This window comes from Streptomyces sp. NPDC001549 (assembly GCF_042894025.1).
Taxonomy (GTDB): domain Bacteria; phylum Actinomycetota; class Actinomycetes; order Streptomycetales; family Streptomycetaceae; genus Streptomyces; species Streptomyces kutzneri.
Genome location: NZ_JBIAVJ010000012.1, coordinates 108,153 through 135,052, shown reverse-complemented (window position 1 = coordinate 135,052; position 26,900 = coordinate 108,153). Strand labels below are relative to the sequence as shown.

The following is a 26,900-nucleotide window of genomic DNA, read 5'->3' as shown; positions in this document are numbered from 1 at the left end:
CTGCCGCTGCCGCTGTCGCCCTCGCCGCCCGGACACCGGTCGGGTGCGCCGCGGTCCGGCTGTAACATGGGCCTGATCGCGAGGGCCGTGACGGAGAGGTCACTGCCCTCGCTTTTGCGTTACGTCCACCCATGAACAAATGCGGCGCGTGGCTTCGCGGCGGTTCGATACGATGAACCGCATTCACAATCCGTCACGTCACGTTGTACCGCACATAGGAAATGGAGCATCCGAGGATGGCTCGACACCTGATCACCAGCGCGCTTCCGTACATCAACGGGATCAAGCACCTGGGCAACATGGTCGGGTCGATGCTTCCGGCGGATGTGTACTCCCGGTACCTCCGCCAGCGCGGCCACGACGTCCTGTACATCTGCGCCACCGACGAGCACGGCACCCCCGCCGAACTCGCCGCCAAGGAAGCCGGTATCTCGGTCGCCGAGTTCTGCGCGCAGGCCCACGACGCCCAGAAGGCGGTCTACGACGGCTTCGAGCTGTCCTTCGACTACTTCGGCCGCAGCTCCTCCGCGCAGAACCGCGAGATCACCCAGCACTTCGCGCGGAAGCTGCAGGAGAACGGGTTCATCGAGGAGCGCGCGATCCGGCAGGTGTACTCGCCGGTCGACGGCCGCTTCCTGCCGGACCGCTACGTCGAGGGCACCTGCCCGCACTGCGGCTACGACAAGGCCCGCGGCGACCAGTGCGAGAACTGCACCCGCGTCCTGGACCCCACGGACCTGATCGAGCCCCGCTCGGCCATCTCCGGCTCCACCGAGCTGGAGGTCCGCGAGACCAAGCACCTCTTCCTCCTGCAGTCCAAGCTCCAGCACGAGGTCGAGGCCTGGGTCGCCGAGCACGAGGAGGAGTGGCCGCAGCTCGCCTCCTCCATCGCCCGCAAGTGGCTGACCGAGGGCCTGCACGACCGCGCCATCACCCGTGACCTCGACTGGGGTGTTCCGGTCCCGGCCGACACCTGGCCCGAGCTCGCCGCCGAGGGCAAGGTCTTCTACGTCTGGTTCGACGCCCCGATCGAGTACATCGGCTCCACCAAGGAGTGGTCCGACCTGGACCCGGCGAACCGCGACTACAAGTCGTGGTGGTACGAGGCCGAGGACGTCCGCTACACCCAGTTCATGGCCAAGGACAACGTCCCGTTCCACACGGTGATGTTCCCCGCCACCGAACTGGCCACCCGCGAGCCGTGGAAGAAGGTCGACTACGTCAAGGCCTTCAACTGGCTGACGTACTACGGCGGCAAGTTCTCCACCTCGCAGAAGCGCGGCGTCTTCACCGACCAGGCGCTGGAGATCCTCCCGGCCGACTTCTGGCGCTACTTCCTCATCGCCAACGCGCCCGAGTCCGACGACTCGTCCTTCACGTGGGAGCACTTCACCACCACGGTCAACAAGGACCTCGGCGGCACCCTCGGCAACTTCGTCAACCGCGTACTGACCTTCTCCCGCAAGAAGTTCGGTGACGACGTCCCCGCCGGCAGCCCCGCCGGCGAGGCCGAGGCCAAGCTGGGCGAGCAGATCGCCGTGCTGCTGGCCGAGTACGAGGGCCACATGGACTCCCTCCAGTACCGCAAGGCCGCGGCCGCGCTGCGAGCCCTGTGGTCGGCCGGAAACGCGTACCTGGACGAGAAGGCCCCCTGGCTGGAGGTCAAGACCGACCTGGAGGGCGCGGCGCTCACCCTGCGCACGGCGATGAACCTCATCCACCTCTACTCGGTGGTCTCCGAGCCGTTCATCCCGGCCTCGGCGCGCGCCATGCGCTCCTCGTTCGCGCTCGCCGACGACACGGCCACGTGGGTCACCCCGGAGCAGGCCCGGTCCCTGGACGCCGTGCCGGCCGGCACCCCGTTCACCGTGCCGCCCGTGCTGTTCGCGCGGGTCACCGAGGAGGACCTGGAGTCCTACCGCGAGCGGTTCGGCGGCAACCCGGAGGCCTGAGGCCTGAGGCCTGAGGCTCATGGCCCGAGGCCTTCTCAGGGCCCGGTGACAACCGCGTGAGGGGCACGACCCGATGGGGTCGTGCCCCTTTCGCATGCCCGCGGGGAGGGCGGGGGAGGGGGAAGGGTAGGGGAAACCCCACCGCGGACCGTCCACCTGGCTGTGCAGACCCGGCCGGGGCCGCGCGGCTGGAATGGGCCCATGACCCTTTCCCTTACCGCCCGGTGGGCCACCGGCTGGCTGCTCGCCGCCGCGTGGGCGCTGTCCTTCCCGCTGTTCTCCTCGCTGGCGCCGCACCGGCTGTGGGGCTGGTGCGCCGCCGCCGGATACCTCGGGGCCGCCGCGGCCACCGCACTCGGCTGCCGTCGCGCGGCGCTCGCCGCCGCCCTGCTGGGCGCCGTCGCCGTACCGCTCCTGTGGCTGGTCCTGACGGGGCAGGGGCAGTCGGAGGTGACGGTCATCGAACGGTCCGGCCGGCTCCTGCTGGAGTCCGGCCGGCTCTACGTCGACCGGCCCGCCCACGTCGGGGACTACACCCCGTACCTGCCGGGCATGGCGCTGCTCGGCATACCGCGGGCGCTGCTCGGGGGTGACGGCAGCGGTGACGGCCGGCTGGTGCGGCTGCTGGGGGACGCCCGGATCTGGTGCGCGGCCGTGCTGTTCGGCTGCCTGTGGGCGGCCCGGCGGCTGCCGGGTGGTGGGCCGGGCGGTGCACCGGGCGGTGGGACCGCCGGTAGGGCGGGCGGTGCACCGGGCCGGCTGCTGCCGGTCCTGGTGGCCTCGCCGGTGGTGGCGCTGCCCCTGGCGGTGAGCGGGGTGGACCTGCCGCTGGCCGGGCTCTGCTGCCTGGCGCTGGCGGCCGCCGCCGCCGGGCGGCCCGTCCTGGCCGGGGCGGCCCTCGCCGGGGCGTGCGCGCTGAAGTGGACGGCGCTGCCCGCGGTCGCGGTGGCCGTCGCCCTGCTCGCGGTCTGCCGGGGTGGGCGGCCGGCGGTGCGCTGTGCTCTGGTGGCGGCCGGCGGCACGGCCCTGCTGGTGCTGCCGGCGGCGCTGCTCCAGCCGGCGGAGCTGTGGCGTCAGGTGTTCGCCTTCCCCACCGGGCGGGCGGAGGTGCCGACCCCGGCGAGCAGCCCGCTGCCCGGGCACCTGCTGGCCGGACTGGGCCCCTGGGGCTGGTACCTGACGGTGGGCCTGCTGCTGGCGGGAGGCCTCGCGGTGGCCCTCTCCCTGCTCGCCCGGCCGCCGCGTACGGTGGTGGCCGCCGCCGACCGCCTCGCCCTCGGCCTCACGCTGGCCTTCCTCCTGGCCCCGGCGGGCCGCTTCGGCTACCTGGCGCTGCCGGTCCTGCTGTCGGTCTGGGCCCGCTCGGTGGCCGTACCGGGTGTCTCGCGCGTGGTGACGGGCTCGTTCCGGCTCCGGCTCCGGCTCCGGCCGTCGGAGGGGCGGCCGGGGGCGCGCAGCGAGCGGTCGGGAGGGCATTTCGCCTGATGGCCCCCGCATTTTGGATAGTTGCACTATCCTTCGGTCCGTGGATCAGCTGATCGCCGAAGACCCGAGCCGTATAGGACCGTACCGCCTGATCGCCCGGCTGGGCGCGGGTGGCATGGGCCTGGTCTACCTGGGCCGCTCCGAGGGCGGCCGTACCGTTGCCGTGAAGGTGGTCCAGACGGAGTTCGCCGGGAACCCCGAATTCCGCCGGAGGTTCGCCCGTGAGGTGGCCGCCGCGCGGCGGGTGGGCGGCAGCTGGACGGCGGCGGTGCTCGACGCCGACACCGAGGCCGCCGTGCCCTGGGTGGCGACCCAGTACATCCCGGGGCCCGACCTGCAGACCGTGGTCGCCCGGCAGTTCGGACCGCTGCCCGAGGATTCGGTGCGGACCCTCGCCAACCGGCTCGCCCTCGCCCTGCGGGCCGTGCACGAGGCGGGCCTGATCCACCGCGACCTGAAGCCCTCCAACGTGCTCGTCACCGTCGACGGGCCCCGCGTCATCGACTTCGGCATCGCGCGGGCGATGGACAGCCTGACCGGGGACAGCCTGCACACCCGCACCGGCATGCTGATCGGCTCGCCGGGGTTCATGTCCCCGGAACAGGTCCGCGGTCTCGAACTGACCCCCGCCAGCGATGTCTTCTGCCTCGGAGCGGTCCTGGTGTACGCCGCCACGGGACGCATGCTCTTCGGCGCCACGGACACCGGTCTGAACGCCCACCTCTTCCGGATCGCCGAGGAGGAGGCGGACCTGACCGGGGTGCCGGAGTCACTGGCCGGCCTCGTCGGCGCGTGCCTGCACAAGGACCCGGCGCAGCGGCCCACTCCCGAGGAGGTGGCGGAGCGTACGGCGGCGGACGCCGCCGGGGAATGGCTCCCGGGCAAGGTGCTGGCCCAACTGGGCCGACATGCCGCGCAGTTGCTGGACTTCGCCCCGGCGTCTCCCGCAGGAGCCGGAGCCGGCGGCGGTGCCCCGGCCACGGCGACCCCCGTCGAGAAGACGCCGCTCGAGAAGACGCCCGCCGAGAAGACGCCGGACCCCCGCCTCGTGCCGTCGCAGTCCCGGCAGGACGCCTCCCCTTACGGGACACCGCCCCCGCCGCCCGCGTACGCCCCCACGGCCCCCGGCCACTTCGGTCCCGCGGACGGCTTCGGCCCACCCCCGGGCCCCGTCCCCGGCGACCCGTCCGTCCCCGCGCCCCCGCACCCGAGGCGTTGGTGGGGCCTCGCGGTCCTCGCCCTGACACAGCTGCTGGTGCTGGTCGAAGCGGCGCAGTTCAACCTGCTCGGGCCGCGGATCCATGCCGAGTTCGGCCTCAGCGCCGACGGCCTGGGCCCGCTCTTCAGCGCCTACCTGGTCGCCTTCGGCGGACTGCTGCTGCTCGGCGGGCACCTCGTCGACCTGCTCGGGGCCCGGCGGATGCTGGTGACCGGACTGATCGGATGCGCGGCGGCCGCCCTCCTCGGCGGCGCGGCCGACGGCTCCGGGCTGCTGATCACCTCCCGCGCCCTGCAGGGCGCGTTCGCCGCCCTGCTCGTCCCGGCCGCGCTGTCCCTGGTGGCCACCGGATTCACCGGCCCCCGGGAACGCGGCCGGGCCTTCGGGATCTACGCGGCGGTCGCCGCGGGCGGCGGTGCACTCGGCGTGTTCACGGGCGGGTGGCTCGCCGAGACCCTGGACTGGCGCTGGGCCCTGTGGTCGGTCGTTCCGCTCGCCGTGCTCGCCCTGATCGGCACGCTCACCCTGCTGCCCGACCGCCCGGGCCGCCACGGCGCCCGGTTCGACGGGCTCGGCGTACTCCTCGGCACGGCGGGATCCGCCGCCCTGACCTACGGCCTGGCCGAGGTCGAGACGGTAGGCTGGAGCGTCGTCCTGAGCGTGTTGCTGATCGTGGGCGGCATCGCGCTGCTCGCCGTCTTCCTGTGGTGGCAGACCAGGACGTCCGGCCCGCTGCTCCCGGCGTACGTCCTCGCCGACCGGAGCCGCCTCGCCTCCCTCCTGGTCCTCCTCTGCACCGGCGTCGCCGTGGTCGCCCTCCTCCCGGCCCTGGCCTTCTTCGCCCAGCAGATCCGCGGCGAGGGCCCGGGCGCGTCCGGTGCGACCCACCTGCCCCTGGCCGGCGCGGCCCTCGTGGCCGCCACCCAGGTCTCCGCGCGCCTGCTGCCCCGCCTCGCGCCGCGCGTCCTGATCCTGCCGGGCCTGGTGGTCACGGCCCTCGGGCTGGCCCTGCTGGCCGGTGTGGGCGGCGCCGCCACGTACGCGACCGGGGTGCTGCCCGGCATGCTGCTCACCGGCGTCGGCCTGGGCCTGGCCCTCGTCCCGCTCTACGCCACCGCGACCGCCGGAGTGGCCCCGCAGCACACGGGCGCGGCCTCGGCGGCCCTGGGCGCGGCCCACCACCTGGGGCAGTCGATCGGCGGGGCGGTGCTCGGCACCGTCCTGATGAACCGCATGAACCAGGTCTCGGACGACACCGACGTGTTCGCCCGGCTGCTCGACTCCTACACCACCACCCTCTGGTGCGCGGTCGGCGCCCTCCTGCTCGCGGCCCTCCCGGCCGCCCTGCTGATCAGGACCGGAGCCCCGCGCCGGGACATCCCCCAGACCTAGGTCTCCTGGCCCGACAGGTGGGCCAGGACCGCCAGGACCCGGCGGTTGCCCTCGGTGGCGTCCAGGTCGAGCTTCATGAAGATGCTGGACGCGTGCTTGACGACGGCGGCCTCGGTGATGAACAGCCGCGCCGCCAGGGCCTGGTTGTTGAGGCCCGACGCCATCAGGGTCAGCACCTCCCGCTCGCGCGGGGTCAGCCGGGCCAGCGGCCGCTCCTCGGACTGCCGGCTGAGCAGGACCCGTACCACCTCCGGGTCGATGACCGTACGGCCCGCGGCAACCTGCTGGAGGGCGTCGAGGAACTCGGCCACCTCGCCGACCCGGTCCTTGAGGAGATAGCCCAGCCCGGCCGCCGAGGCGCCCGTGAGCAGCTGGGTGGCGTAGGCCGTGGCCACGTACTGCGAGAGCACGAGCACGGGCAACGAGGCGTCCCGGGCGCGGAGTTCGAGTGCGGCCCGCAGACCCTCGTCGCGGAAGCCGGGCGGCATCCGCACATCGGTCACGACGGCGTCCGGCCGCTGCGCCTCCACCGCCCGCACCAGCTCCTCGGCGCTCCCGACGGCGGCGAGGACCTGGTGCCCGCCGCGGGTGAGGAGTTCCGTCAGCCCCGCGCGCAGCAGTACGGAGTCCTCGGCGAGGATCAGCCGGAGCACGGGACCTCCACCCGGAGTCGGGTCGGTCCGCCCACCGGACTGGACACCACCAGCCTGCCCTTCAACATCGCCACCCTGTCCGCGAGTCCCGCCAGGCCCGCTCCCGCGCCGGGATCGGCACCGCCGCGGCCGTCGTCGGTGACGGTGAGAGTGAGCCGGTCACCCTTGACCCTACCGACGACGGCGACGCGCGAGGCACCGCTGTGCTTGGCCGCGTTGGCGAGTGCCTCGGTGACGGTGAAGTACGCCGTGACCTCCACCGATTCGGCCAGCCGGGGCACGTCGAGGTCCACCGTCACCGGCACGGGATGGCGCAGGGCCACCTCGGCGACGGCCGCCGCGAGCCCGTGGTCGGTCAGGACCTGCGGGTGGATACCCCGTACGAGGTCGCGCAGTTGCTCCAGCGCGACCTTGGCCTCGCCGCGCCCCCGGGCCACCAGGGCGGCGGCGCCGGCCGCCTGCGGGATCCCGCGCAGTTCCAGCTCGGCGAGGCCCAGGGTCATGCTGAGGGCGACCAGCTGCTGCTGCGCACCGTCGTGCAAGTCCCGCTCGATGCGGCGCCGTTCGGCTTCGAAGGCATCGACCAGGCGGACCCGGGAGCGGGTGAGCTCCAGGATCCGGTCGGCCTCCACACGCGGTCCGAGCAGCAGGCGGGCGGTCTTCACCTGGGCCCCGGCGAGCAGGGCGCCCGCGTACGCCGTCACCAGCATCCCGGCCAGTCCGACGGCCGTGCCGCCCAGGGCCTCCAGCGGCCCGGAGACCGGCCTGCCGGGGATCAGCATCACCGTGTCCGGGGCGATGGCCCAGACGATCGCCGGGGTCGCGACAAGGATCACGTCGAAGGCCAGCAGCGTGACCACGGCGAACCCGGCCGCCCCGAAGACCGGCCCGAGCAGGGTGGCGTACGCGAACTCCCGCCAGGTGGCCCGCTCCCGCAGCCGGGTCCGCAGCCAGGCCGCGGGCCCGGCCCCGGCCAGGGAGGCGTGCGGGTCCGGCACGGGCTCGGGCTCCACCCACCGCAGCCGCCACCGCTCCAGCGCCCCCAGCGGTACCCCGGCGGCCACGGCGCCCAGCAGGAGCAGCAGCCCGATCCCGACCACCGCCAGCACCACCCCGAACCCGAGGAGCAGGACGAGGACGACCAGTACGGGATAGCCGATGAGGAACCCGCTGCCCAGGTACGCCCAGCACCGCCAGGGCCACCACGAGCCGAGGAACCGCAGCGGCCGGCGGATCGCGGCCAGGACGGCGACGGGCGGACGGCCGGCCGGTTCGGGGAGGGGCGGGGAGTCGGACATGTCTCCCCAGCCTAAGGGGTGTGGTGACATGCCGTCACATGGCTGCCGCCCGGGGCCAGGAAGCCGCAGATCAGCACGAGGAGGATGGCCGGCAGGGGCCAGACGAAGCGCAGGTACCTGTCGTAGCCGACCTTGGCCAGGGCCACACCGCCGATGGTCACGGCCGAGGTGGGGACCCACAGGTTCATCCAGCCGCTGGCGTTCCGGAACCAACTCCTCGGCTTCTGTCGCCTTCTGCTCCCGGTCGTCCGGGAGGAACCCGCACACGCCCCTGGCCGGGTCCTGCTCGACGCGCTTCGCGTACCGGACGACGTAGAGGATGGTCACGGCCGTCAGGACCACCCACATCACGAAGCGCATTGGTGGGCTGCGCCTGGCGGGTGAACCCGGGCGCGGCAGGCGGGTGTCAGCCCCCGGTGCGTACGAAGGTCCGCACCGCGGTGTCGAAGTAGCCCCGGGCTTCGTCGCCCTGGCGGACCGGTGAGGACACCCACACGTCGTACAGGCGGCCGTCCTCCTCCCAGCACAGGTCGCGGGTGTGCCGGGGGCCCTCGGCGGGCGAGAAACCGTCCCAGGTGAACAGCCACAGGGCGGCCTGCCGGCCGTTCTGCGAGGTGGTCACGACCTCGGCGTCACGGTAACCGGGGTTGGTTCCCGGCCCCTTGGCGTGGGCGCGCTGATGGACGGCGAGCGGGCCGCCCGACTCGGGCTCGGCCACCTTGATGCCGATGCGGAAGGTCTCACCGGGTGACATGTAGAAGATCCGCGGACCTTCCACCTTGCGGGTGAAGCCGAGCGGGACGGCGAGGGAGAAGCCCTCCGGGTCGGTGACGACGCGGTAGCCGGCGGGTGCGGGTGCAGGTGCGGGCTTGTCGTCGGGCGAGGGGGAGACCGTGTCGATCTTCTCGCCGGTCGCGGCGGAGGTGGGCGCGTGCGGCCGGCCGGCCGCCCCGCCCGTGGACGTCTGCCCTCCGTGCTCCCCGTTGTTCATGAGCAGCGCGGCGGACACGCCCGCACCGGCGATCGCGGCCACCAGCAGCCCGGCGATCAGCGCCGCCCCCGGCCGCCGCTTCCCGGGGGTGCGTACGGGCCCGGGTGCGGGCACGGGGGCCGATACGGGCGTCGGCGCGGACTCCGGGGCCGCGCCGGGCTGCGTCGGGCTGTGCGGGACCGGAGCGTGCGGGACCGGAGCGTGCGGGACCGGGGCCTGCGGAGCCGGAGCCGGGGCCGGGGTCTGGGCCTGGGCCTGGGCCGGGTCCGGGGCCTGCGCGGCGGGGCTCTGGGGGGCCGCAGCGGACTGCGTCGGGCTGTGCGGGGCCGGGGTATACCGCGTCGGGGTGTACTGCGCCGCCGCCTCCGCGCAGTCCCGCAGCATCTGCTCGGCCCGCTCCGCGGCGAGCCGCCCGGCCGGATCGCGCTCCAGCAGCCCCCGCACCACCGGCAGCAGCGGGCCGCACGCCTCCGGGGGCCGGATCTCGTCGAAGACCACCGCGTGCAGGATCCCGCCGAGCGAGTCCCGCCGGAACGGCGAGGCGCCGCTGAGGGCCGCGCACAGCAGGGCGCCCAGCGACCACAGGTCGGCCTCGGGCCCCGCCGGCGTCTGCCCCGACATCCGCTCGGGCGCGGTGTATTCGGGGGAACCGACGAAGGACCCGGTGGTGGTCAGCGTCGTGGCGCCCGACACCTGCGCGATGCCGAAGTCGGTGAGCACGGGCCGCCCGCCCGGCGCCTCCAGCAGGACGTTCGCCGGCTTGATGTCCCGGTGCAGCACCCCGGCCGCGTGCGCCGCGCGCAGCGCGCCCACCAGCGCGATCCCGATCCGGGCCGCCTCGGCGACGTCCACCGGGCCGGTCCGGGAGAGCCGGTCGGCGAGGGAACCGCCCTCGACCAGCTCCATGACGATGTACGGAAGTTCGCCGTCCTCGACGATGTCGTGCACCACGATGATGTGGGGGTGCTTGAGCTGCGCGGCCGCCCGTGCCTCGCGGAGGGTGCGCTCACGCTGGTGCCGGGCCTCTTCCTCGGACAGCGCGGGGTCGAGCGCGACCTCCTTGACGGCGACGTTCCGGCCGAGCAACTGGTCGGTGGCGCGCCACACGATGCCCATGCCACCGCGTCCGAGCTTGGCGTCCAGCCGGTAGCGCCCTGCGATCAGACGGGCGTCCGCCCCCTCGGTCCCCATGGCGACATCATGCCGCATCGGGGATCAGCACCCGTCCGCGGCGTGTCGAAGCCGCCCCTTGATCGTTTCTTCAGCGGTAGCCCTTACTTCTGCTGCGGATTTGGGAGGCGCGCGGTGACCGCTTGGCAGTACTTCGCCGGGGCGGGCCTGGTGGCGGCGCTCTGCCCGCTGCACGGCCATGTGGCGGTCGCGGGCGAGAACGACGGTGACGGCTACGGAGCCCGCGTCGATCTGTGCGCGCCGGCCGGGCAGCCGGAGAGGCCGGTCTTCCGGCCGCCGTCCGGGTGGCCCTCGGTACGGGTGACCGTGCCCGGCGCCGACCGGCCGACCGTGCGTCACCCGGGGCGGCCCGCTGAGGCCGCCACCCCCACGGGGCGGCCCGTGCGGCCGGCCGAGCCCGCGCGGCCGCGTCCGCCGGGCGCGGTGGTGGAGCGTTCCGCGGAGGCGAGGGCCGGGGGGTCGGAGCCGCCGCAGCCCGCGGCGGGTCCCGGGGTACCGGACGAACCGGCGTCGGCCGACGCCCCCGCCCCGCCCGCGGCCAGGGCCGCCGCTGCCCGGGTCAGCTCCTTCCACGTGCGTCCGTACCGCTCGGTGGCCCTGGAGCGGCGCGGCCCGGGCGGGATGTCCACCGTGATGCTCATGGTCGTGGTCACCACCCCCGCCGTACTCGCCGCCGCCGCCCTGCGCCCCCGCTCCAAGAGCCGCGGCTGACCGCCGCCCCCTCGTACCCCCCCTCGTACCCCCGTCAGTCCGCCCGATCCACCGATCCACCGATCCACACCGGGAGAATCCACGTGTCCGAATGGCTGGTCCTGGCCATCGCCATGGCGCTCGTCTGCGCCCTCGTCCTCGCCATCACCGCGATCCGGCACCGCCGGGCCGCCGACGACGAGGACACCAGCGAAACCCCCGATGTCATCGAGTACATGACGATGATGGTGGGCGTGGTCTATGCGATCGTGCTGGGCCTGGCCATCGCGGGCGTCTGGGAGGCGCGCGGCGCCGCCGAGGACAGCGTGCGCCGTGAGGCCCAGGCCCTGTACGAGGTCACCCAGCGCGCCGACGTCTATCCGGCGGCCATCCGCGACCGGATCCGGGGCGAGGTGGACGCGTACGTCTCCCACACCGTCGCCGTGGACTGGCCGCGGCTGACCTCCGGCGACAGCGCATCGGCCGAGGGTGCCGCGCTGCTCGGCAAGCTGCGCACCGACGTCACGCACCAGAGCCCGGCCAGCGAGCTCCAGGCGCAGGCCTACCAGCCGCTGCTGGACCACATCGCGGCCGCCGACGACGCGCGGCACTCGCGGACGCAGAGCTCCGAGTCCACGCTGCCGGGCGTGGTGTGGTTCGGGCTCCTGGTCGGCGGGCTGGTCACGGTCGGGCTGATCTTCACCCTGCAGATCCGCCGCTCCGGACGGGAGTTGCTGCTCGCCGGACTGTTCAGCGCGCTGATCGTGTTCCTGCTCTTCATGGTGTGGAGTTTCGACGCGCCGTACGGGCGGGAGGGGATCGACTCGGCCGCACCGTTCCAGGACCTGTTCCCGGCCACGGCGACGGCGTCCGTCGCCAGCCGCTGAGAGTCGGCCTGGGGGGGGGGTCTGGTCGCCGCTACACGGTCACCTCTCGCCGGACCGCCTGCACCACCGGCGAGTGCCGCAGCGCGTCGGAGATCCGCAGCAGGTCGCGCGGACCGTCCACGGTGTCGAGGACGATCTCCTCGTCCTCTCCGATGATCTTTCCGTCGGGGTCGGCGGAGCGGGCCCGTACGGCGGCCGCGACCATGGCGGCCTCGGCGACGGCGCGGGCCGTCTCCTCGTCGGCACCCCCGGCGACGGCGCTCTCGTAGGCGTCGTCGCCGAGGCCCTTGTCGAAGTACGGCCCGAGGTGCAGGAAGCCGTCGTGGATGTCCGACTCGCGCTGGATCACCCGCAGTTCCGCCGCGGACCACCAGGCCATCTGCACGGAAGGCGTGCCGCTGGGCGCGGAGATCTGCACCTCGTGCCAGAGCGGGCCGAGCCGGCGGTACGCCGCCCAGGTCTGCCAGTGGTCCGACAACCGCTGGCAGACGAGCGGGACCACGAAGCCCATCGCGCTGATCAGCGCCCCGAGGGAGGCGAGCGGCGGAGCGGCGTAGGTGCTGAGGCCGTCCAGGTCGTGACCGGACCAGCGGGCGACGACCGCGGTCATCTTGGTGGCGTCGTAGGCGAGGTTGAAGATGTAGCCGACGACGATGATCACCAGGCCGACCCGCAGCCAGCCGCGGACCTGGAGCGACCAGCGCCAGCACAGGACCACCATCACCACCGCGGCCACGAGGTGCGCCAGCAGGTAGAGGGCGATCATGTGGCCGATGTAGGGCGTGTTCGCGTAATAGGTGTCGAAGTCGCGCAGCCGCTCCACCGGGGTCTCCCCGAGGGCGAAGAGCACGATCAGGGCGACGACCACCACGCTGTAGCCCAGGATCCAGCGGCGCGAGACGCGTCGGGTCTGTTCGGGCGGGCCGCCCCGCCAGTTGACCATCAGGATCAGGCAGGAGGCGCTGAAAGCGGTGATCAGGCAGTAGACCAGGGGGGCCGAGACGTTGACGATCCCGCTCCAGCGGTTGACCGCGGCGATCGTGGGCGGGGCGGCGAACGTGAAGACCGCTCCCGCCAGGGTCAGCAGGGCGACGACCGATCGCAGGAGCGGGTCGCGCCAGTTGTGCCGCAGGGCCGGCAGCTTGAAGGCGAGTGAGACCGCCATTGCGGCCGCCGGTATGTAGTAGTCCTTGCCGTTCAACGCTCGTTCCTGTGCCCCCGGTAGCCCAGCGAAGCCTCGATCCGGCCCGCCAATTGATCGCGCTGGACCGGAGCGCGGTGGCTCGCCGATCCGGCGAGCCAGTTCCGACACCGACTACCCAGCAGTAAGCCGAAGGTTTCGGCCTCGGTCTCCTCCTGCACGTCGGCACGCGTGCGCGCCGCGACGCGGCGCACGGTCTCGCCGATGTCGGCCTCGTCGGTCAGCAGCCGCGCGGCGACGGCGGCGCCGTCGACGTGGTGACTGCAGTGGCCGGCCTTCATGTGCCACAACTCGTGCCCCAAGATCACCAGTTGGTGGTCCGGCGCGGTGCGTTCCTCGATGACCACGAGATCGCGGTCCGCCATGTCGAGCCACAGGCCGCTGGCCGTCCGCGGCGGGAACGAGGCCATCCGGAAGTCCACCCGGCGGCCGCGGTGTCTGCTCATGCCCTCGCAGAGGGCAGCGTAGAGGTCCACGGGCTCCACGGGTGCGGTCAGCCGGATGCCGGCCACCAGCTCCCCGCACAACCGCCGCTGCTCTCTGCCTATGCTCACCGTTCTCCCCGTCGGCGCGGATCCGGATCAGGACTCAAGGATCAGACCCAGACTTTCGACTGGGTCAGGATTCGTTCGGTTTGACGCTTTCGAGGAGCATGTCCAGCCATTCGGTCACCTTGTCCCGGTGCTTGTCGCTGGGCAGTTGGGCGGCGCGCCAGGCGATGCCCCGTACACCGTGGTTCTGGAGGAGTCTTGCCAGTGGATCGCCCGCCGATGCGGCCGAGGCCGGTACGGTTTCCCGGGCCCGCCCCGCGAAGTCCTGGAGCAGCTGTTGCTCGGTCCGCTGGAGCGCGTCGGTGAGGGCGTCGGAGTCGTGCGCCGTGAGGAACCCCGCGTGCACTCCGAAGAACCGCTGGATCGCGTCGCAGTGTTCCATGGTGGGGCGCCGGTCGCCGTTGATCAGTGCTCCGGCCTGCTGCCGGGACATGCCGGCGCCGTCCGCGATCTCCTGCTGCGTGTAGCGGCGGCCGTTCGGTTTGACGCGGGTCCGCCGGAGCAGGTCGAGACGCTGGAGGAACCGGGTCTGCAGATCGGGTTCGCCGGCCGGCCTGCCGTCGAGCAGGTTCCTGACCACGTCCGTGGGTACGCCGGAGGCCTCGGAGAGCCGCCGCAGGTCGAAGACCTGGTTCAAGTCGCGGCCCATCTTGCCCGCGAGTTCGGCGACACGCGTGATGGTGGCTGCCATGGGTGCGTTGGCCACCGCGACGGGAGCCGGGAAGCCGTCTGTCACCAGTGGTTCTCCTAGATCGCGCGAAGTCGGTATGGGCACATGGTCGGCTTCTGGAATCTAGCTGCTCTCGCCCGGAAGGGCTAGAACGTGCCACAGCTGTGGCGGGAATGAGCTGTCAAGAGGCTGGAATTGCCACAATAGTTGACACTCGAATGAAGTCGGTAGCAGGATCGCCACACGGAAATGAAGATCCAGACCGGAGGAGGGGGAGCTCTCAGTGCCACATCTCGCAGCGGTGGGCCCGTCCGATGGACTCGCCCGAGCCGGTGAAGAGCGCCTGGCGGGCGAGGAACCCGCCCGCGGCGCCGTGCGGTCGGAGCGACGCAAGGAGATTTTGCGCCAGCGCCGCGAGGAGCTGGGCCTGAGCCAGGAAGACCTCGCCGCCCGGCTGCGCATCAGCGTGCGCGCGTACGGGAACTGGGAAAGAGGTCTGGTCAAGGAGTGGACGGACCGCAAACTCCTCGCCCTGGCCGAGGCCTTGGAGATGAGCGAGCGCCAGTGCTTCTGGCTGTTCCGCGTCATGGTCGACCGCGACCCGCCGCCCACGTGGCGGGCCGCCGAGGAGAACCGGCTGCCCGAGGATCCGGCGCAGCGCGACTACCTGTGCGACTACGCGGCCCTCATGGAGTCCGTGCCGTATCCGAGCTTCCTGGTGGACCACCGCTGGGACGTCGCCCTGACCAACTCGGCCTTCGACCAGCTCTTCCAGTCGGTGAGACCGCACCCGACGGCCCTGCCGGACGACAACTTCCTGCGCTTCGTGCTGTTCCACCCGGACGCGGCCGCCGTGCTGGAGGACCACGAACCGGCCTGGTGCGTACCGCTGCTGGCCCAGTTCGCGACCGCGCTGGCCGGGGCTCCCGAGGATGAGGGGCTGCGCAGCATCCGCCAGGAAGTGGCCCGCGACCCGTTCATGGAGGCGGCCTACCGGTACGGGGTGCCGCACTGGCTGAGCACGCACGGGACCGACGCAGCCGAGCTCGACGGGGCGGTGCGCACCGTGCGCCACCCCGACCCGCGGTGGGGGCTGGTGCGGTGCCGGATGGTGGCCGAGACCAGTCGGATGCTGGGAGAGATGGGCCTGACCCGGATCACCCTGATCCTCTCGACGCCCACGGGCGCACCGCGGGGCCCCGTCCGCAGCGGCGCCGGCTTCACGCAGCAGCAGGGCGCCAGGCTGCGCGCCGTGCCGTCGCCGGTGGAGTGACCGACCGGGGCAGACTGGTGCCGGCGGTCGTGTGCCGTGCTTCCGTGTCACCGATCGTGTCATCGATCGTGGCACCGGCCGGCACGGCGGCGCCGGCAACGGGACCTGTACGGGCGAAAGGCGGTAGGGGCGTGCGGCTGACGATCCTCGGCGGGGGCGGCTTCCGGGTACCGCTCGTCTACGGAGCACTGCTCGGCGACCGCGCCGACGGCAGGGTGTCCCATGTGACGCTGTACGACGAGGACCCGGCGCGGCTCACCGCGATGGCCCGTGTGCTCCGCGACCAGGCCGCGTCGGCGGCCGGTCCATCGGTGGACGCCCCGGCCGTCACGGTCACCGGGGACCTCGACGAGGCCCTGCGCGGGGCCGATTTCGTGTTCTCCGCCATCCGCGTCGGCGGCCTGGACGGGCGCGCCGCGGACGAGCGGATCGCCTTGGCCGAGGGAGTCCTGGGCCAGGAGACGGTGGGCGCGGGCGGGATCGCGTACGGCCTGCGGACCGTACCGGTGGCGCGCGCGATCGCCCGCAGGATCGCCCGTACCGCCCCTGAGGCGTGGGTCATCAACTTCACCAACCCGGCCGGGCTGGTCACCGAGGCCATGGCCGAGGAGCTCGGCGAGCGGGTGATCGGCATCTGCGATTCCCCCGTGGGCCTCGGCCGGCGCATCGCCCGGCTGTTGGGCGCCCGCCCGCAGGAGGCCTGGATCGACTACGTCGGCCTCAACCACCTGGGCTGGGTACGCGGGCTGCACATCGGCGGCCGTGACGAGCTGCCCCGGCTGCTCGCCGACACCGAGGCCCTGGAGTCCTTCGAGGAGGGCCGGCTCTTCGGGGCCGAATGGCTGCGCTCGCTCGGCGCGATCCCCAACGAGTACCTGCACTACTACTACTTCAACCGTGACACGGTACGTGCGTACCAGGAGGCCAAGCAGACGCGCGGGGCCTTCCTGCGCGACCAGCAGCGCGGCTTCTACGCCGAGGCCGGCCGGGCCGGGGCGCCGGCCGGGGCGGCGCTGGCCGCCTGGGACCGTACCCGGGCCGAGCGCGAGGCCACGTACATGGCCGAGAACCGCGAGGCGGCGGGTGCCCCGGAGCGCGAGGAGAGCGACCTCGAATCCGGGGGCTACGAGAAGGTCGCGCTCGCGCTCATGCGGGCCGTCGCCCGGGACGAACGGGCCACGCTGATCCTGAACGTCCGGAACCGCTCGACGCTGTCCGTCCTCGACGCCGAGGCCGTCATCGAGGTGCCCTGCCTGGTCGACGCGAACGGCGCCCACCCGGTGGGCGTCGCACCTCTGCCCCTGCACGCGGTGGGGCTGGTGACGGCGGTCAAGGCGGTCGAGCGGGAGATCCTGGCGGCGGCCGCGAGCGGTTCGCGGGCGGACGCGGTCAAGGCCTTCGCGCTCCATCCGCTGGTCGACTCGGTGGGGGTGGCCCGGAGGCTGCTCGACGGGTACGCGGCGGAGCACCCGGGGCTGGCCTACCTGCGCTGATCCCGGCGCACGCGTCCCGCCCGGCCGGGGCGGCCGGCATCCGCCGTTCGGCCCGGCGCGCGTCCCCCGTTCGGCTCGGCGCCGCATGCGCCGCGGCGGGCGCGCTGTGACAGTGCGAGGGTGACCACTGCCCCCGCCACGGCCCCCGCGCCCCCTGAGATCGACCGGCGGCGGCGCAACGTCATCTTCGGCACGATCATGCTCGGCGTGCTGCTGGCGGCGCTCGACCAGACGATCGTCGGCACCGCGCTGCCCACGATCGTGGGGGATCTGGGCGGCGGCGACCACATGTCGTGGGTGGTGACCTCCTACCTGCTCGCCGAGACCGTGGCGACGGTCCTGGTCGGAAAGTTCGGCGACCTCTTCGGCCGGAAACTGATCTTCCAGATCTCCGCCATCGTCTTCATCAGCGGCTCCTTCCTGTGCGGCCTGTCCGGCAACATGACCTTCCTGATCGTGTGGCGCGGGGTCCAGGGCATCGGGGCCGGCGGCCTGATGGTCACCGCGATGGCGCTGATCGCCGATGTGGTGCCCCTGCGCGAACGCGGCAAGTACCAGGGCATGATCGGCGCCGTCTTCGGGGTCGCCACTGTGATCGGCCCGCTGCTCGGCGGGTTCTTCACCGACCAGCTGACCTGGCGCTGGTGCTTCTATGTCAACGTCCCGATCGCGATCCTGGTCGTCATCGCGGCGGCCAGGACGATCCCGGCGGTCCGGGCCTCGGGCAAGCCGGTGATCGACTACCTGGGCATCGCGCTGGTCGCCGTCGGCGCCAGCGCGCTGATCCTGGCCACCAGCTGGGGCGGGAACGAGTACGCCTGGACCTCGCCGGTCATCATCGGCCTGTTCGCGGGCGGCGCGGTCGCGCTGGCGCTGTTCTGCCTGGCCGAGACCCGCGCCGTGGAACCGATGCTGCCGATGCGGCTCTTCCGCAATCCGGTCTTCTCCGTGTGCTCCGTACTGAGCTTCGTCGTCGGATTCGCGATGCTCGGCGCGATGACCTTCCTGCCGACCTACCTCCAGTACGTCGACGGGGACTCGGCCACGATCTCGGGTGTCCGGACCCTGCCCATGGTCATCGGCCTGCTGATCGCCTCCGTGTTCAGCGGCAACGTCGTGAGCAAGACCGGCCAGTACCGGATCTTCCCGATCGTGGGCAACGCGGTCATGGGGGCCGGCCTGTACCTGCTGTCGCGGATGGGGCCGGGGACCAGCACCCTGCTCGAATCCCTGTACATGTTCGTGCTCGGTGCGGGCATCGGCCTCTCCATGCAGGTGCTGACCATCGCCGTGCAGAACACCGTCGACTACGCCGACCTGGGCACGGCCACCTCCGGCGTCACCTTCTTCCGAACGCTCGGCAGCGCCTTCGGGACGGCGGTCTTCGGGACGATCTACGCGAACCACCTGGGGCCCGGACTGGAGGCGGCGTACGTGGAGGCGGCGCGGCTCTCCGGGCAGGATCCGGAGCAGCTGGCCCGGGCCGCGTCCACCCCGGAAGGGGTGCACCAGCTCGATCCGGCCGTCGCGGCCCCGGTGATCGACGCGTACGCGCAGGCCCTGCAGACCGTGTTCCTGTACACCGTTCCGGTCGCCGTGTTCGGTTTCGTCGTGGCGCTCTTCCTCAAGCAGGTGCGGCTGCGCGACAGCGCCCGGGCCGGGTCCACGGACATGGGCGACGGGTTCGGCTCACCGGCCACGGCCTCGGGGGATTCGGCCAAGCTGCTGGAGCTGGCCGTCGGCAAACTCGTACGGAACATGGGCGCGGACACGGCGCGGGGGATCGTCGCGGGCTCCGACACCCGGCTGGACATCGCGGGTGCCTGGGCGGTGATGCAGGTGGAAGTGATGACCCGGACCGTCGGCCACGCCAGTCTCGGACTGATCGCCGGCCGCCGGTCCCTGCCTCCGGAAGTGCTGATCCCTGTCTACGAGCGGATGGCGGACGAGGGCTTCGTCAGCCGCGAGGACGGCTTCGTCACCCTCACCGCGGCCGGGCAGCGGGAGGCCGACGTCATCTCGAAGGCGTGGGCCCATTGGCTCGGGGACCAGTTGGAGAAGGACCGGGGGCGGCCGCGAAGCGCCGAGCTGCGCGTGGCGGCGGACGCGATCGCCAAGCGGTTGCTCGCGGAGGACCTGGGGGAGGGCAACTTCGCGCCAAAGGTGGTGGTGCGCCGGTAGACCCGGGCCCGGAAGGGAACCTCGCGGGCCGGTCGCCCGTCATCCCCTACGAGGCAGTAGGACAGCCGGACCGGCAGACGGACGACGGGGGGCCGCTCGTGAGGATCACACTGGCCGAGGAGATCATGCTGCTGTCCCTGGACGACGAGTCCGGGGCGGCGCGGCAGCGGCAGTCGGCGGGCTGGGCCGTGGCGGGCGCGCTCCTGCTCGAACTCGTCATGGCGGAGCGGGTGTCGGTGTCGGGCAAGTACCTGGAGCTCAGGAACACCGAGTCCACCGGGGAAGAACTGCTCGACGGCCGGATCCGGCTGATGGAGACCTGGCTGCGGGGCCGCGGCAAGCGCCGGGTGACGGACTGGCTGACGAAGGACCAGCCCAAGGCGGTCGGTGCCGCCCTGGAGCGACTGGGCGAGCGCGGGCTGGTGGTGGCGCAGGTCCACAAGGTGTTCGGGGTGTTCCCGCAGCGCCGCTACCCGGAGGCGGACGGCACGGTCGAGCGCGCCCTGCGCGAGCGGCTCCGCGAAGTCGTCCTCGGCGGCGCCGAGCCGGACGAGCGCACGGCGGGCCTCATCGCCCTGATCCACTCGGCCAAGCTGCACCGGCTCGCCTTCCCCGGCCGGCGGTCCGACGAGGTGACCGCGAGGATGGCGGAGATAGCCGCCGGCCAGTGGGCGGCCGAGAGCGTCCGGGCGGCCATCCGGGACATGCAGGCCGCCATGGTGGCCGTGACCGCGGTGACGGTCCTGACGGCCACCAGCTAGTGCTGTGACCGGAAAGGCCTGCCGGTCACGGCACCAGGCGGGCCAGGCCGGGCGGGCGCGCGGCGGACGTTCAGGCGGCCGGAGCCGGGCCCGAGGTCGGGTAGTCGTACGAGGGGACGTGCGGCAGCGTGGTGAGGTCCGGGCGCCACGCGTGCAGCACGCCCGCCGACGGGGCGTAGAGGGCCGAGGGGATCTCGGCGGGGGCGAACCACTGCCAGCGGGTGATCTTGTGGGGTTCGGTGACGACCGGAACACCCTCCGCCGAGGTCGTCACGGCGGCCGCCGTCAGCCGGGTCAGGCCGGCCTGCGCGTCGATCTGCACGGACAGGACCCGGATCGCCTCCGGGGCCGCCCGCAGGTCCGTCTCCTCGGCGAGTTCCCGGGCGGCGGCCTGCTCGAAGCCCTCCCCGGGGTCGACCTTGCCGCCGGGCAGCTCCCAGCGGCCGTCGTGCGCCTGGCCGAGCAGCACCCGGCCGTCCGCCGCCAGGACGACCAGTCCGACGCCGACCACGGCATGGGGCTGCGGTGCGGCCCGCTCGGGGCGTTCGTGGGTGGTGCTCATGGACGTCCTTCCGATGGAGGGGTGGGCCGGGCCCGGACATGGATCCGCTCGCCCTGGGGACCGAAGAGGCTGAGGAACTCCGCGGGCTGCGGGCCCGCGTTGAAGAAGGCGTGCGGGGTGCGCGTGTCGAACTCGGCGGCTTCGCCGGGGCCGAGAACGAGGTCGTGCCCGCCGAGCAGCAGCCGGATGCGTCCGGAGAGCACGTACAGCCACTCGTAGCCCTCGTGGACCTGCAGCTCGGGCTCGGGCGGCGGACCGTCGAGGGGCGGCAGGATCTGCTTGAAGGCGTGCACCCCGCTGAACTTCCGCGTCAGCGGCACATAGGTGCTGCCGTGGCGGACGAAGGGGCGCGGGCGGATCCGGGGGTCCCCGGTCTCCGGGGCGCCGACCAGCTCGTCGAGCGCCACCCGGTGCGCCCTGGCCAGCGGAAGCAGCAGCTCCAGCGTCGGCCTGCGCTGCCCGGACTCCAGCCGGGAGAGGGTCGAGAGCGAGATGCCGGTGGTCTCGCTGAGCTGGGCCAGCGTGGTGCCACGCTGCCGGCGCAGGGCGCGCAGCCGCGGGCCCACGGCGGTGAGCACGCCGGCGAGTTCCTCGTCCTGCTCCTCGGTGGCCATGGATCCATTTGCCGCTTCGGCAACAACATTTGTCAAGCGGGCCGCTGTGGGCGGACCCTCGCAGGCATGGACAACGCAAGGGACAGCTCCTTCGACGTGGTGGTCGTGGGCGGTGGGGCCGCCGGGCTGGCCGGGGCCCTCACCCTGGTCCGGGCCCGCCGTTCGGTACTCGTGATCGACTCCGGCAGCCCGCGCAACGCCCCGGCCGCGCACATGCACGGGTATCTGGGGCAGGACGGGGAGAGCCCCGCCGCCTTGCTGGCCAAGGGGCGCGCGGAGGTGACCGGCTACGGCGGGGAGATCCGGCCGGGCACGGCCCTCGCCGCGGACCGGCTGCCCGACGGGAGTTTCCTGGTCCGCTGCGGGGACGGCAGGACCGTCCGGGCGCGCCGGCTGCTGGTCGCCACCGGCCTGGTGGACGAGCTTCCCGCCGTGCCGGGTCTCGGGGCGCGCTGGGGGCGGGACGTGCTGCACTGCCCGTACTGCCACGGCTGGGAGGTCCGGGACCAGCCGATCGCGGTGCTGGCCGACGGGCCCCTCGCCGTGCACCAGGCCCAGCTCTGGCGGCAGTGGAGCGAGCGGACCACCCTGCTCGCGCACACCTGGCAGCTCACCGCCGAGGACCGGGAACTGCTGGCCGCCCTCGGTGTCCGGGTCGTCGGGGGCGAGGTGACCGGGCTCGTGCTCCAGGGCGACCGGCTGACCGGCGTGACCCTGGCGGGCGGCGCCGTGGAGGAGTGCCGGGCCCTGGTGGTCGCCCCGCGGTTCACCGCCCGTTCGGGAGTCCTGACCGGCCTCGGCCTGCCGACCACGGTGGTGGAGCGGGACGGCCGGGCGATCGGCACCTGCGTCGAGTCGGATCCGGACACCGGAGCCACCGCCCTGCACGGGGTCTGGGTTGCGGGCAATGTGACCTCCCCGCTGGAGAAGGTCCCGGGCGCGGCCGCCCAGGGGGTGCGGGCGGCGGTGGCCATCAATACCGACCTGATCGAGGCGGAGACCCGGCGGGCCGTTCAGGCCCACCGCGCGGGCGCCGGCGGGTGAGCGGATGCGCCCGGTGAGTGGGGTGAGCCCGGTGAGCGGGGTGAGCGGGGTGAGCGGGAACGGGGGCGTCGGGGGCCGCAGGGGCGTCGGGGACGAGCACTGGAGCGATTCTCGGACATCTGTGCGGGTTTCGGTCGGCTCCCGTTCGCGCAGGCTCTGGGCGGTGTGATCGTCGTACGGTCCAACGGCTCGGGGGGACGCTCCATGGCACATGTGCTGGTCATCGGCGGAGGTGTCGCGGGGGCCGCCACCGCGCTGCTCGCGGCGCGGCGCGGACACACGGCGGAGGTCTTCGAGCGCGATACACGGGCCCCGGGCACGGCGCTCGACCGTGACTTCTTCGGCTGGCGGCGGCCGGCCGTACCGCAGGCGGCCCAGCCGCACGTGCTGCTCGGAGCCGCCCGCAACGTCCTGCGCGGTGATCTGCCCGACGTCCACGAGGAGATGCTCCGGCTCGGCGCCCGCGAACGGCACGAGCTGGACTGGTTCGACGTACGCCCGCCCGCGCGGCCGGGCGACGAGGACCTCGTGATGCTGCAGGCCCGGCGCATCGTGCTGGAGAGCGCGCTGGCCACGGCGCTGCGCGCGGAACCGGGAGTCGTCGTCCGGTACGGGGAGCCGGCCACCGGGCTGATCACTGCCCCGGAGGCGTCCGAGGGCGCCGGGATCCATGTGACGGGAGTGACCACCGAGAGCGGGAGTTACCCGGGGGACCTCGTTGTGGACGCCGGCGGGCGGCGCGGCGGCACCGAGCGCAGGCTGGCCGAGGCGGGCTGTCGGCCGCCCGTCGTGGAACGGCACCGCACCGGGCTCGCGTACTTCTGCCGCTGGTACCGGCTGCCCGCGGGCATGGACGAGGGGCCGCGCCGGCCGTGGGCGGTGACCGGCGGGCCCTTCGCCGGATGCGCCGTCTTCCCGGCCGACAACCGGGTGTTCGCCGTGACGCTGTTCGTGCACACCGCCGACTCCACGCGCTCGGCGCTGCGCGACCCCGCCGTCTTCGAGGCGGCGGCGCGCGCCTTCCCGCCCGGCGCGGCCTGGCTGGGACTGGGCGCCGAACCGCTGTCGGGGGTCCTGGCCACGGCGAGCCTGGACAACCGGTGGAGCGCGCTGGTCGACGAAGGGGGCCCGGTGGTGACCGGGCTGGTGCCGGTCGGGGACTCGATCACGCACACCAACCCGACCCTCGGGCAGGGCACCTCGCTCGCGCTGTGGGCCGCGCGCAGGGTGGCCCGTACGGCGCACCGGGACCCGGGATCGGCGCGGTACGCCGCCGATCACCACGCCTGGGCGGAGCGCACCCTGAAGCCGTGGTTCGACTTCCAGGTCGTCGCGGACGCGGCCATCGGGGAGCGCTTCGCGACCCGGGCGGGGCGGGGCGGGACGGCGCGCGAGGTGTCCGCGCTGTTCGACTGCGCGCTGGAGGACCCGGAGGTGATGCGGGCGCGGGCGAGGGTCCGGCACCTGGCGGAGCCGCCGGAGCGGGCGTACGCGGATCCGGAGATCCGCGCGAGGGTGGCGCGCTGGCTGGCGGCTCGGCCGCACTACGTGTCGAACGCGACGGGGCCGGACCGGGAGGAGTGGGAGAAGCTGACGGCGGGCTGAGGCGGGGCGGTGGCGGCCGGGCGGTGGTGGCCGGGCGGTGGTGGCCGCTCAGCCGGGGGCGCCGTCGGCATCGGGGGCGCCGGCGGTGGGGCCGAGCACCTCGGCGAGGTCGTAGCCGACGACCTCCTCCAACTGGGCATAGGTGCAGCTCTCGGGTGTCCGGTCGGCCCGCCAGCGGTGGAACTGGGCGGTGTGCCGGAAGCGGTCGCCCTCCATGTGGTCGTACTTCACCTCGACGACCCGCTCGGGTCGCAGCGGCACCCAGGACAGGTCCTTCTTGCCGGTCCATCGGCTCTGCGCTCCGGGCAGCCGGGCACTCTCGTGGGCGGACTCCTCGGCCCAGGCGGCCCACGGGTGGCCAGTCGGGTCGGGCATCCGCAGGGGTTCGAGTTCCTCCACCAGCTCGGCGCGGCGCTTCATGGGGAAGGCGGCGCACACGCCGACGTGCTGGAGGGTGCCGTGGCCGTCGTACAGGCCGAGCAGCAGCGATCCGACAATCGGACCGCTCTTGTGGAAACGGAAACCCGCGACGACGACGTCGGCGGTACGTTCGTGTTTGACCTTGAACATGAGGCGGGCATCGGGCCGGTAGAGGAGATCGAGGGGTTTGGCGATCACCCCGTCGAGCCCGGCGCCCTCGAATCGCTCGAACCACTCCTGCGCGAGCGCGGGATCGGTGGTCGCGGGCGCGAGATGCACGGGGGGCCGAGCGGTGGAGAGGGAACGGACGAGGGCGGCACGGCGGTCGGCGAGCGGGGTGTCGAGCAGCGGGTCGTCGCCCAGGGCGAGCAGGTCGAAGGCGACGAAGCTGGCGGGGGTCGTCTCGGCCAGCAGGGCGACGCGGGACTGCGCGGGATGGATCCGCTCGGTCAGCCGGTCGAAATCGAGGCGCCCGCCATGAACGATGACGATCTCACCGTCCATGACGCAACGGGCGGGCAGGTTGCTCTTGAGAGCCGTGACCAGCTCGGGGAAATACCTGGTCAGAGACTTGCCCGTGCGGCTGCCGATTTCGACCTCGTCGCCGTCGCGATGCACGATGGCCCGGAAACCGTCCCACTTGGCCTCGTACTGCATCCCCGGCGGGATCTTTGCGACGGACTTGGCGAGCATCGGCTTCACGGGCGGCATCACTGGCAGATCCATGCCTTCGATTCTGCGGTGGTACGTCCGGACCCGCCCGGTATGCGCGCTTGACCGGGCCCGCCTACCGTGGCGCACATGGGTGCTGCCGGTAATGCGATCGAGCTGGACGCGGGCGGGCGGAAGGTACGGCTGTCCAGCCCGGACAAGGTGTACTTCCCGGAGCGGGGCCTCACCAAGCGGCATGTGGCCGAGTACTACCTGGCGGTCGCGCCCGGCATCACGCGCGCCCTGCGCAACCGGCCGACGACGCTGGAGCGCTTCCCGGACGGGGTGGAGGGCGAGTCCTTCTTCCAGAAGCGGGCGCCGAAGAACCTTCCCGACTGGATCCCCACCGCTCACATCGCCTTCCCGAGCGGCCGCACGGCCGACGAGATCTGCCCGACCGAACCGGCCGCCGTCCTGTGGGCGGCCAATCTGGGGTGTCTCACCTTCCATCCCTGGCCGGTGCGGCGCGAGGACACCGACCGTCCCGACGAGCTCCGGATCGACCTGGACCCGCAGCCGGGCACCGACTACCACCACGCGGTGGCGGCCGCCCATGAACTGCGAGCCCTGCTGGAGGAGTTGGGCCTGCGCGGCTGGCCCAAGACCTCGGGCGGCCGCGGACTGCACGTGTTCGTGCCGATCGAGCCGCGCTGGACCTTCACCGAGGTCCGGCGGTGCGCCATCGCCCTCGGCCGGGAACTGGAACGCCGCATGCCGGGCAAGGTCACGACGGCCTGGTGGAAGGAGGAACGCGGCGAGCGGATCTTCGTCGACTACAACCAGACGGCACGCGACCGCACGATCGCCTCCGCCTACTCCGTCCGCCCCCGCCCGCACGCGCCGGTTTCGGCGCCGCTGCGCTGGGACGAGGTGGACGACGCGGAGCCCCGCGACTTCGACATCGTGACGATGCCGGCCCGCTTCGCCGAACTGGGCGATCTGCACGCGGACATGGACGAGCACGCCTTCGCTCTCGACGCCGTACTGGAACTCGCGGCCCGCGACGAACACGAGCACGGGCTGGGGGACATGCCCTACCCCCCGGACTACCCGAAGATGCCGGGCGAACCCAAGCGCGTCCAGCCCAGCCGGGCGAAGCACGAGGACTGACGGGCTGCGGGCTGCCGGCTGCGGGCGCTACGTGGCGGCGTCCTGCATGGGGAAGGGGGCGAGGTCGGGTTCCACCCAACCGTCCTTCGCCCGCGGGGCGGCCAGCGTGGCCGGACGGTAGTAGTGCGTCAGCAGGCGCTTGTCGAGCAGTGCGGGGTGGCGGTCGGCGAAGGCGGCGTAGTCGTCGTCGCCGGACTCGGCCGCGTAGTACCCGACCAGCTCCACCCAGGCGCGGCTGACGGTCGCGTGGTACTTCTGCGGCGCACCCGCGTAGCGGGCGGTCCGTTGGATGCCGTCGCTGACCAGGCCGATCGCCGCGGGTATGCCGCAGCGGCGCACGGCCAGCCAGGTCAGGTGGACGTGCTCCCGGTGGCCGAACCGCTCGGCGGTCGCCATCACTTCGGCCATCAACGCGTCAAAGGCGGGCTCGGTCATCGGGTCACCTCGGTCAGGGCTTGCAGTGCTGCGCGCAGCCCGGAGACGGCCTCGGCGGACAGGCCGCCGAGCGCGCGGCGCTCCAGATCGGCGATGGCCCGCCGGATCGTCGCGGCGGCCAGCTGCCCGGAGTCGGTGAGCTCGACGAGCACCGCCCGGCGGTCTCCGGGACGGGCGCCCCGGGTGATGTGACCACGCCGCTCCAGGCGGTCCAGCACGCTGGTCAGCGTGCTGGGCCGGGCGCCCACGGCCGTTCCCAGCTCGGACACGGTGCGCCCGTGGCCGTCGGCGAGATTGGCCAGCGCGTTGATCTCGGAGGCGGTCAGATCCAGGTCGGCCAGCTCGGTGGCGAGTACCTGGAGGGTGGCATGGGTGGCCCGCTGGAGCGCGAGCAGGGCCGACCACTCGGGTGACACGGTTTCGGACTTCACGTTTTCGAACTATACGATTTCGTTGCATCTGCTGCAAGGGGCGGGCCGCCCTCCGTAAGCGCGGTCACGCGACAGGCGGC

General features: G+C 73.1%; 23 protein-coding genes and 1 pseudogene. 12 read left to right on the top strand and 12 right to left on the bottom strand.

What is annotated here, in order from left to right; all coding sequences use genetic code 11:
* Nucleotides 1–236 precede the first annotated feature (236 nt).
* From metG to ACFY04_RS21115, 3 genes are all read left to right on the top strand, one after another.
* Nucleotides 237–1,952 (top strand): methionine--tRNA ligase, encoded by a 1,716-nt coding sequence (gene metG / locus ACFY04_RS21125; RefSeq protein ID WP_389118691.1) that lies wholly within the window; start codon nt 237–239, stop codon nt 1,950–1,952.
* 201 nt (nt 1,953–2,153) lie between these two features.
* Nucleotides 2,154–3,437 (top strand): glycosyltransferase 87 family protein, encoded by a 1,284-nt coding sequence (locus ACFY04_RS21120; protein WP_389118689.1) that lies wholly within the window; start codon nt 2,154–2,156, stop codon nt 3,435–3,437.
* Nucleotides 3,438–3,477: 40 nt separating this feature from the next.
* Nucleotides 3,478–6,048 carry a bifunctional serine/threonine protein kinase/MFS transporter gene (locus ACFY04_RS21115; RefSeq protein WP_389118688.1) on the top strand — a complete coding sequence of 857 codons (2,571 nt, stop codon included), beginning with the start codon at nt 3,478–3,480 and terminating at the stop codon, nt 6,046–6,048.
* On the opposite strand, the gene ACFY04_RS21110 is transcribed toward ACFY04_RS21115, so the two are convergent.
* The 4 genes and pseudogenes from ACFY04_RS21110 to ACFY04_RS21095 form a co-directional block, all read right to left on the bottom strand.
* Nucleotides 6,045–6,701 (bottom strand): response regulator, encoded by a 657-nt coding sequence (locus tag ACFY04_RS21110; protein WP_389118686.1) that lies wholly within the window; start codon nt 6,699–6,701, stop codon nt 6,045–6,047. The genes ACFY04_RS21115 and ACFY04_RS21110 overlap by 4 nt on opposite strands.
* A complete protein-coding gene (locus ACFY04_RS21105; RefSeq protein WP_389118685.1) occupies nt 6,689–7,999 on the bottom strand; it encodes a sensor histidine kinase in 1,311 nt (436 codons plus the stop codon). Before ACFY04_RS21105 ends, ACFY04_RS21110 begins: the two co-directional genes overlap by 13 nt.
* A gap of 11 nt (nt 8,000–8,010) precedes the next feature.
* Nucleotides 8,011–8,199, bottom strand: a pseudogene (locus ACFY04_RS21100) (hypothetical protein); the annotation flags it as partial.
* Nucleotides 8,200–8,405: 206 nt separating this feature from the next.
* On the bottom strand, nt 8,406–10,181 hold the full coding sequence (locus ACFY04_RS21095; RefSeq protein ID WP_389118683.1) for a serine/threonine-protein kinase: 1,776 nt from the start codon (nt 10,179–10,181) through the stop codon (nt 8,406–8,408).
* Between the two features lie 114 nt (nt 10,182–10,295).
* On the opposite strand from ACFY04_RS21095, the gene ACFY04_RS21090 reads away from it, so the two are divergent.
* Both ACFY04_RS21090 and ACFY04_RS21085 read left to right on the top strand, forming a co-directional pair.
* Nucleotides 10,296–10,892, top strand: coding sequence for a hypothetical protein (locus ACFY04_RS21090; protein ID WP_389118682.1), 597 nt, complete (start codon nt 10,296–10,298; stop codon nt 10,890–10,892).
* Nucleotides 10,893–10,975: 83 nt separating this feature from the next.
* Nucleotides 10,976–11,758: a hypothetical protein gene (locus tag ACFY04_RS21085; protein WP_389118680.1), complete on the top strand. Its 783-nt coding sequence runs from the start codon at nt 10,976–10,978 to the stop codon at nt 11,756–11,758.
* Nucleotides 11,759–11,789: 31 nt separating this feature from the next.
* On the opposite strand, the gene ACFY04_RS21080 is transcribed toward ACFY04_RS21085, so the two are convergent.
* The 3 genes from ACFY04_RS21080 to ACFY04_RS21070 form a co-directional block, all read right to left on the bottom strand.
* A complete protein-coding gene (locus tag ACFY04_RS21080; protein ID WP_389118678.1) occupies nt 11,790–12,959 on the bottom strand; it encodes an MAB_1171c family putative transporter in 1,170 nt (389 codons plus the stop codon).
* A complete protein-coding gene (locus tag ACFY04_RS21075) occupies nt 12,956–13,513 on the bottom strand; it encodes a hypothetical protein (protein WP_030728780.1) in 558 nt (185 codons plus the stop codon). Before ACFY04_RS21075 ends, ACFY04_RS21080 begins: the two co-directional genes overlap by 4 nt.
* A 64-nt stretch (nt 13,514–13,577) precedes the next feature.
* Nucleotides 13,578–14,246, bottom strand: a complete 669-nt coding sequence (locus ACFY04_RS21070) for a helix-turn-helix transcriptional regulator (protein WP_314246394.1) — start codon at nt 14,244–14,246, stop codon at nt 13,578–13,580.
* A gap of 217 nt (nt 14,247–14,463) precedes the next feature.
* Between ACFY04_RS21070 and ACFY04_RS21065 the strand changes: the two genes are divergently transcribed.
* The 4 genes from ACFY04_RS21065 (at nt 14,464) to ACFY04_RS21050 (ending at nt 19,888) form a co-directional block, all read left to right on the top strand.
* Complete coding sequence (locus ACFY04_RS21065; RefSeq protein ID WP_389118676.1) at nt 14,464–15,453, top strand: helix-turn-helix domain-containing protein; 990 nt, start codon at nt 14,464–14,466, stop codon at nt 15,451–15,453.
* A 131-nt stretch (nt 15,454–15,584) separates the two neighbouring features.
* The gene (locus tag ACFY04_RS21060) at nt 15,585–16,946 is read left to right on the top strand and encodes a 6-phospho-beta-glucosidase (protein WP_389118675.1); all 1,362 of its coding nucleotides are present in this window, start codon (nt 15,585–15,587) and stop codon (nt 16,944–16,946) included.
* Nucleotides 16,947–17,066: 120 nt separating this feature from the next.
* Nucleotides 17,067–19,127, top strand: a complete 2,061-nt coding sequence (locus ACFY04_RS21055) for an MDR family MFS transporter (RefSeq protein WP_389118673.1) — start codon at nt 17,067–17,069, stop codon at nt 19,125–19,127.
* A gap of 98 nt (nt 19,128–19,225) precedes the next feature.
* Nucleotides 19,226–19,888, top strand: a complete 663-nt coding sequence (locus tag ACFY04_RS21050) for a GPP34 family phosphoprotein (protein WP_389118671.1) — start codon at nt 19,226–19,228, stop codon at nt 19,886–19,888.
* A gap of 70 nt (nt 19,889–19,958) precedes the next feature.
* Here the strand turns inward: ACFY04_RS21050 and ACFY04_RS21045 are convergent, their stop codons facing one another.
* Together ACFY04_RS21045 and ACFY04_RS21040 are read right to left on the bottom strand one after the other, a co-directional pair.
* The gene (locus tag ACFY04_RS21045) at nt 19,959–20,450 is read right to left on the bottom strand and encodes an NUDIX hydrolase (protein ID WP_389118669.1); all 492 of its coding nucleotides are present in this window, start codon (nt 20,448–20,450) and stop codon (nt 19,959–19,961) included.
* The gene (locus ACFY04_RS21040) at nt 20,447–21,064 is read right to left on the bottom strand and encodes a helix-turn-helix domain-containing protein (RefSeq protein ID WP_389118667.1); all 618 of its coding nucleotides are present in this window, start codon (nt 21,062–21,064) and stop codon (nt 20,447–20,449) included. Before ACFY04_RS21040 ends, ACFY04_RS21045 begins: the two co-directional genes overlap by 4 nt.
* Nucleotides 21,065–21,130: 66 nt before the next feature.
* Here ACFY04_RS21040 and ACFY04_RS21035 point away from each other — a divergent pair, with 66 nt between their 5' ends.
* Both ACFY04_RS21035 and ACFY04_RS21030 read left to right on the top strand, forming a co-directional pair.
* The gene (locus tag ACFY04_RS21035) at nt 21,131–22,108 is read left to right on the top strand and encodes an NAD(P)/FAD-dependent oxidoreductase (protein WP_389118665.1); all 978 of its coding nucleotides are present in this window, start codon (nt 21,131–21,133) and stop codon (nt 22,106–22,108) included.
* Nucleotides 22,109–22,312: 204 nt separating this feature from the next.
* Nucleotides 22,313–23,713, top strand: coding sequence for an FAD-dependent oxidoreductase (locus tag ACFY04_RS21030; RefSeq protein WP_389118664.1), 1,401 nt, complete (start codon nt 22,313–22,315; stop codon nt 23,711–23,713).
* A gap of 48 nt (nt 23,714–23,761) precedes the next feature.
* Here the strand turns inward: ACFY04_RS21030 and ACFY04_RS21025 are convergent, their stop codons facing one another.
* Complete coding sequence (locus ACFY04_RS21025) at nt 23,762–24,859, bottom strand: ATP-dependent DNA ligase (protein ID WP_389118662.1); 1,098 nt, start codon at nt 24,857–24,859, stop codon at nt 23,762–23,764.
* A gap of 75 nt (nt 24,860–24,934) precedes the next feature.
* On the opposite strand from ACFY04_RS21025, the gene ligD reads away from it, so the two are divergent.
* Complete coding sequence (ligD, locus tag ACFY04_RS21020; RefSeq protein ID WP_301364855.1) at nt 24,935–25,954, top strand: non-homologous end-joining DNA ligase; 1,020 nt, start codon at nt 24,935–24,937, stop codon at nt 25,952–25,954.
* A 27-nt stretch (nt 25,955–25,981) separates the two neighbouring features.
* Here the strand turns inward: ligD and ACFY04_RS21015 are convergent, their stop codons facing one another.
* Together ACFY04_RS21015 and ACFY04_RS21010 are read right to left on the bottom strand one after the other, a co-directional pair.
* Nucleotides 25,982–26,389, bottom strand: coding sequence for a hypothetical protein (locus tag ACFY04_RS21015; protein ID WP_389118660.1), 408 nt, complete (start codon nt 26,387–26,389; stop codon nt 25,982–25,984).
* A complete protein-coding gene (locus tag ACFY04_RS21010) occupies nt 26,386–26,820 on the bottom strand; it encodes a MarR family winged helix-turn-helix transcriptional regulator (protein WP_389118659.1) in 435 nt (144 codons plus the stop codon). Before ACFY04_RS21010 ends, ACFY04_RS21015 begins: the two co-directional genes overlap by 4 nt.
* Nucleotides 26,821–26,900 lie beyond the last annotated feature (80 nt).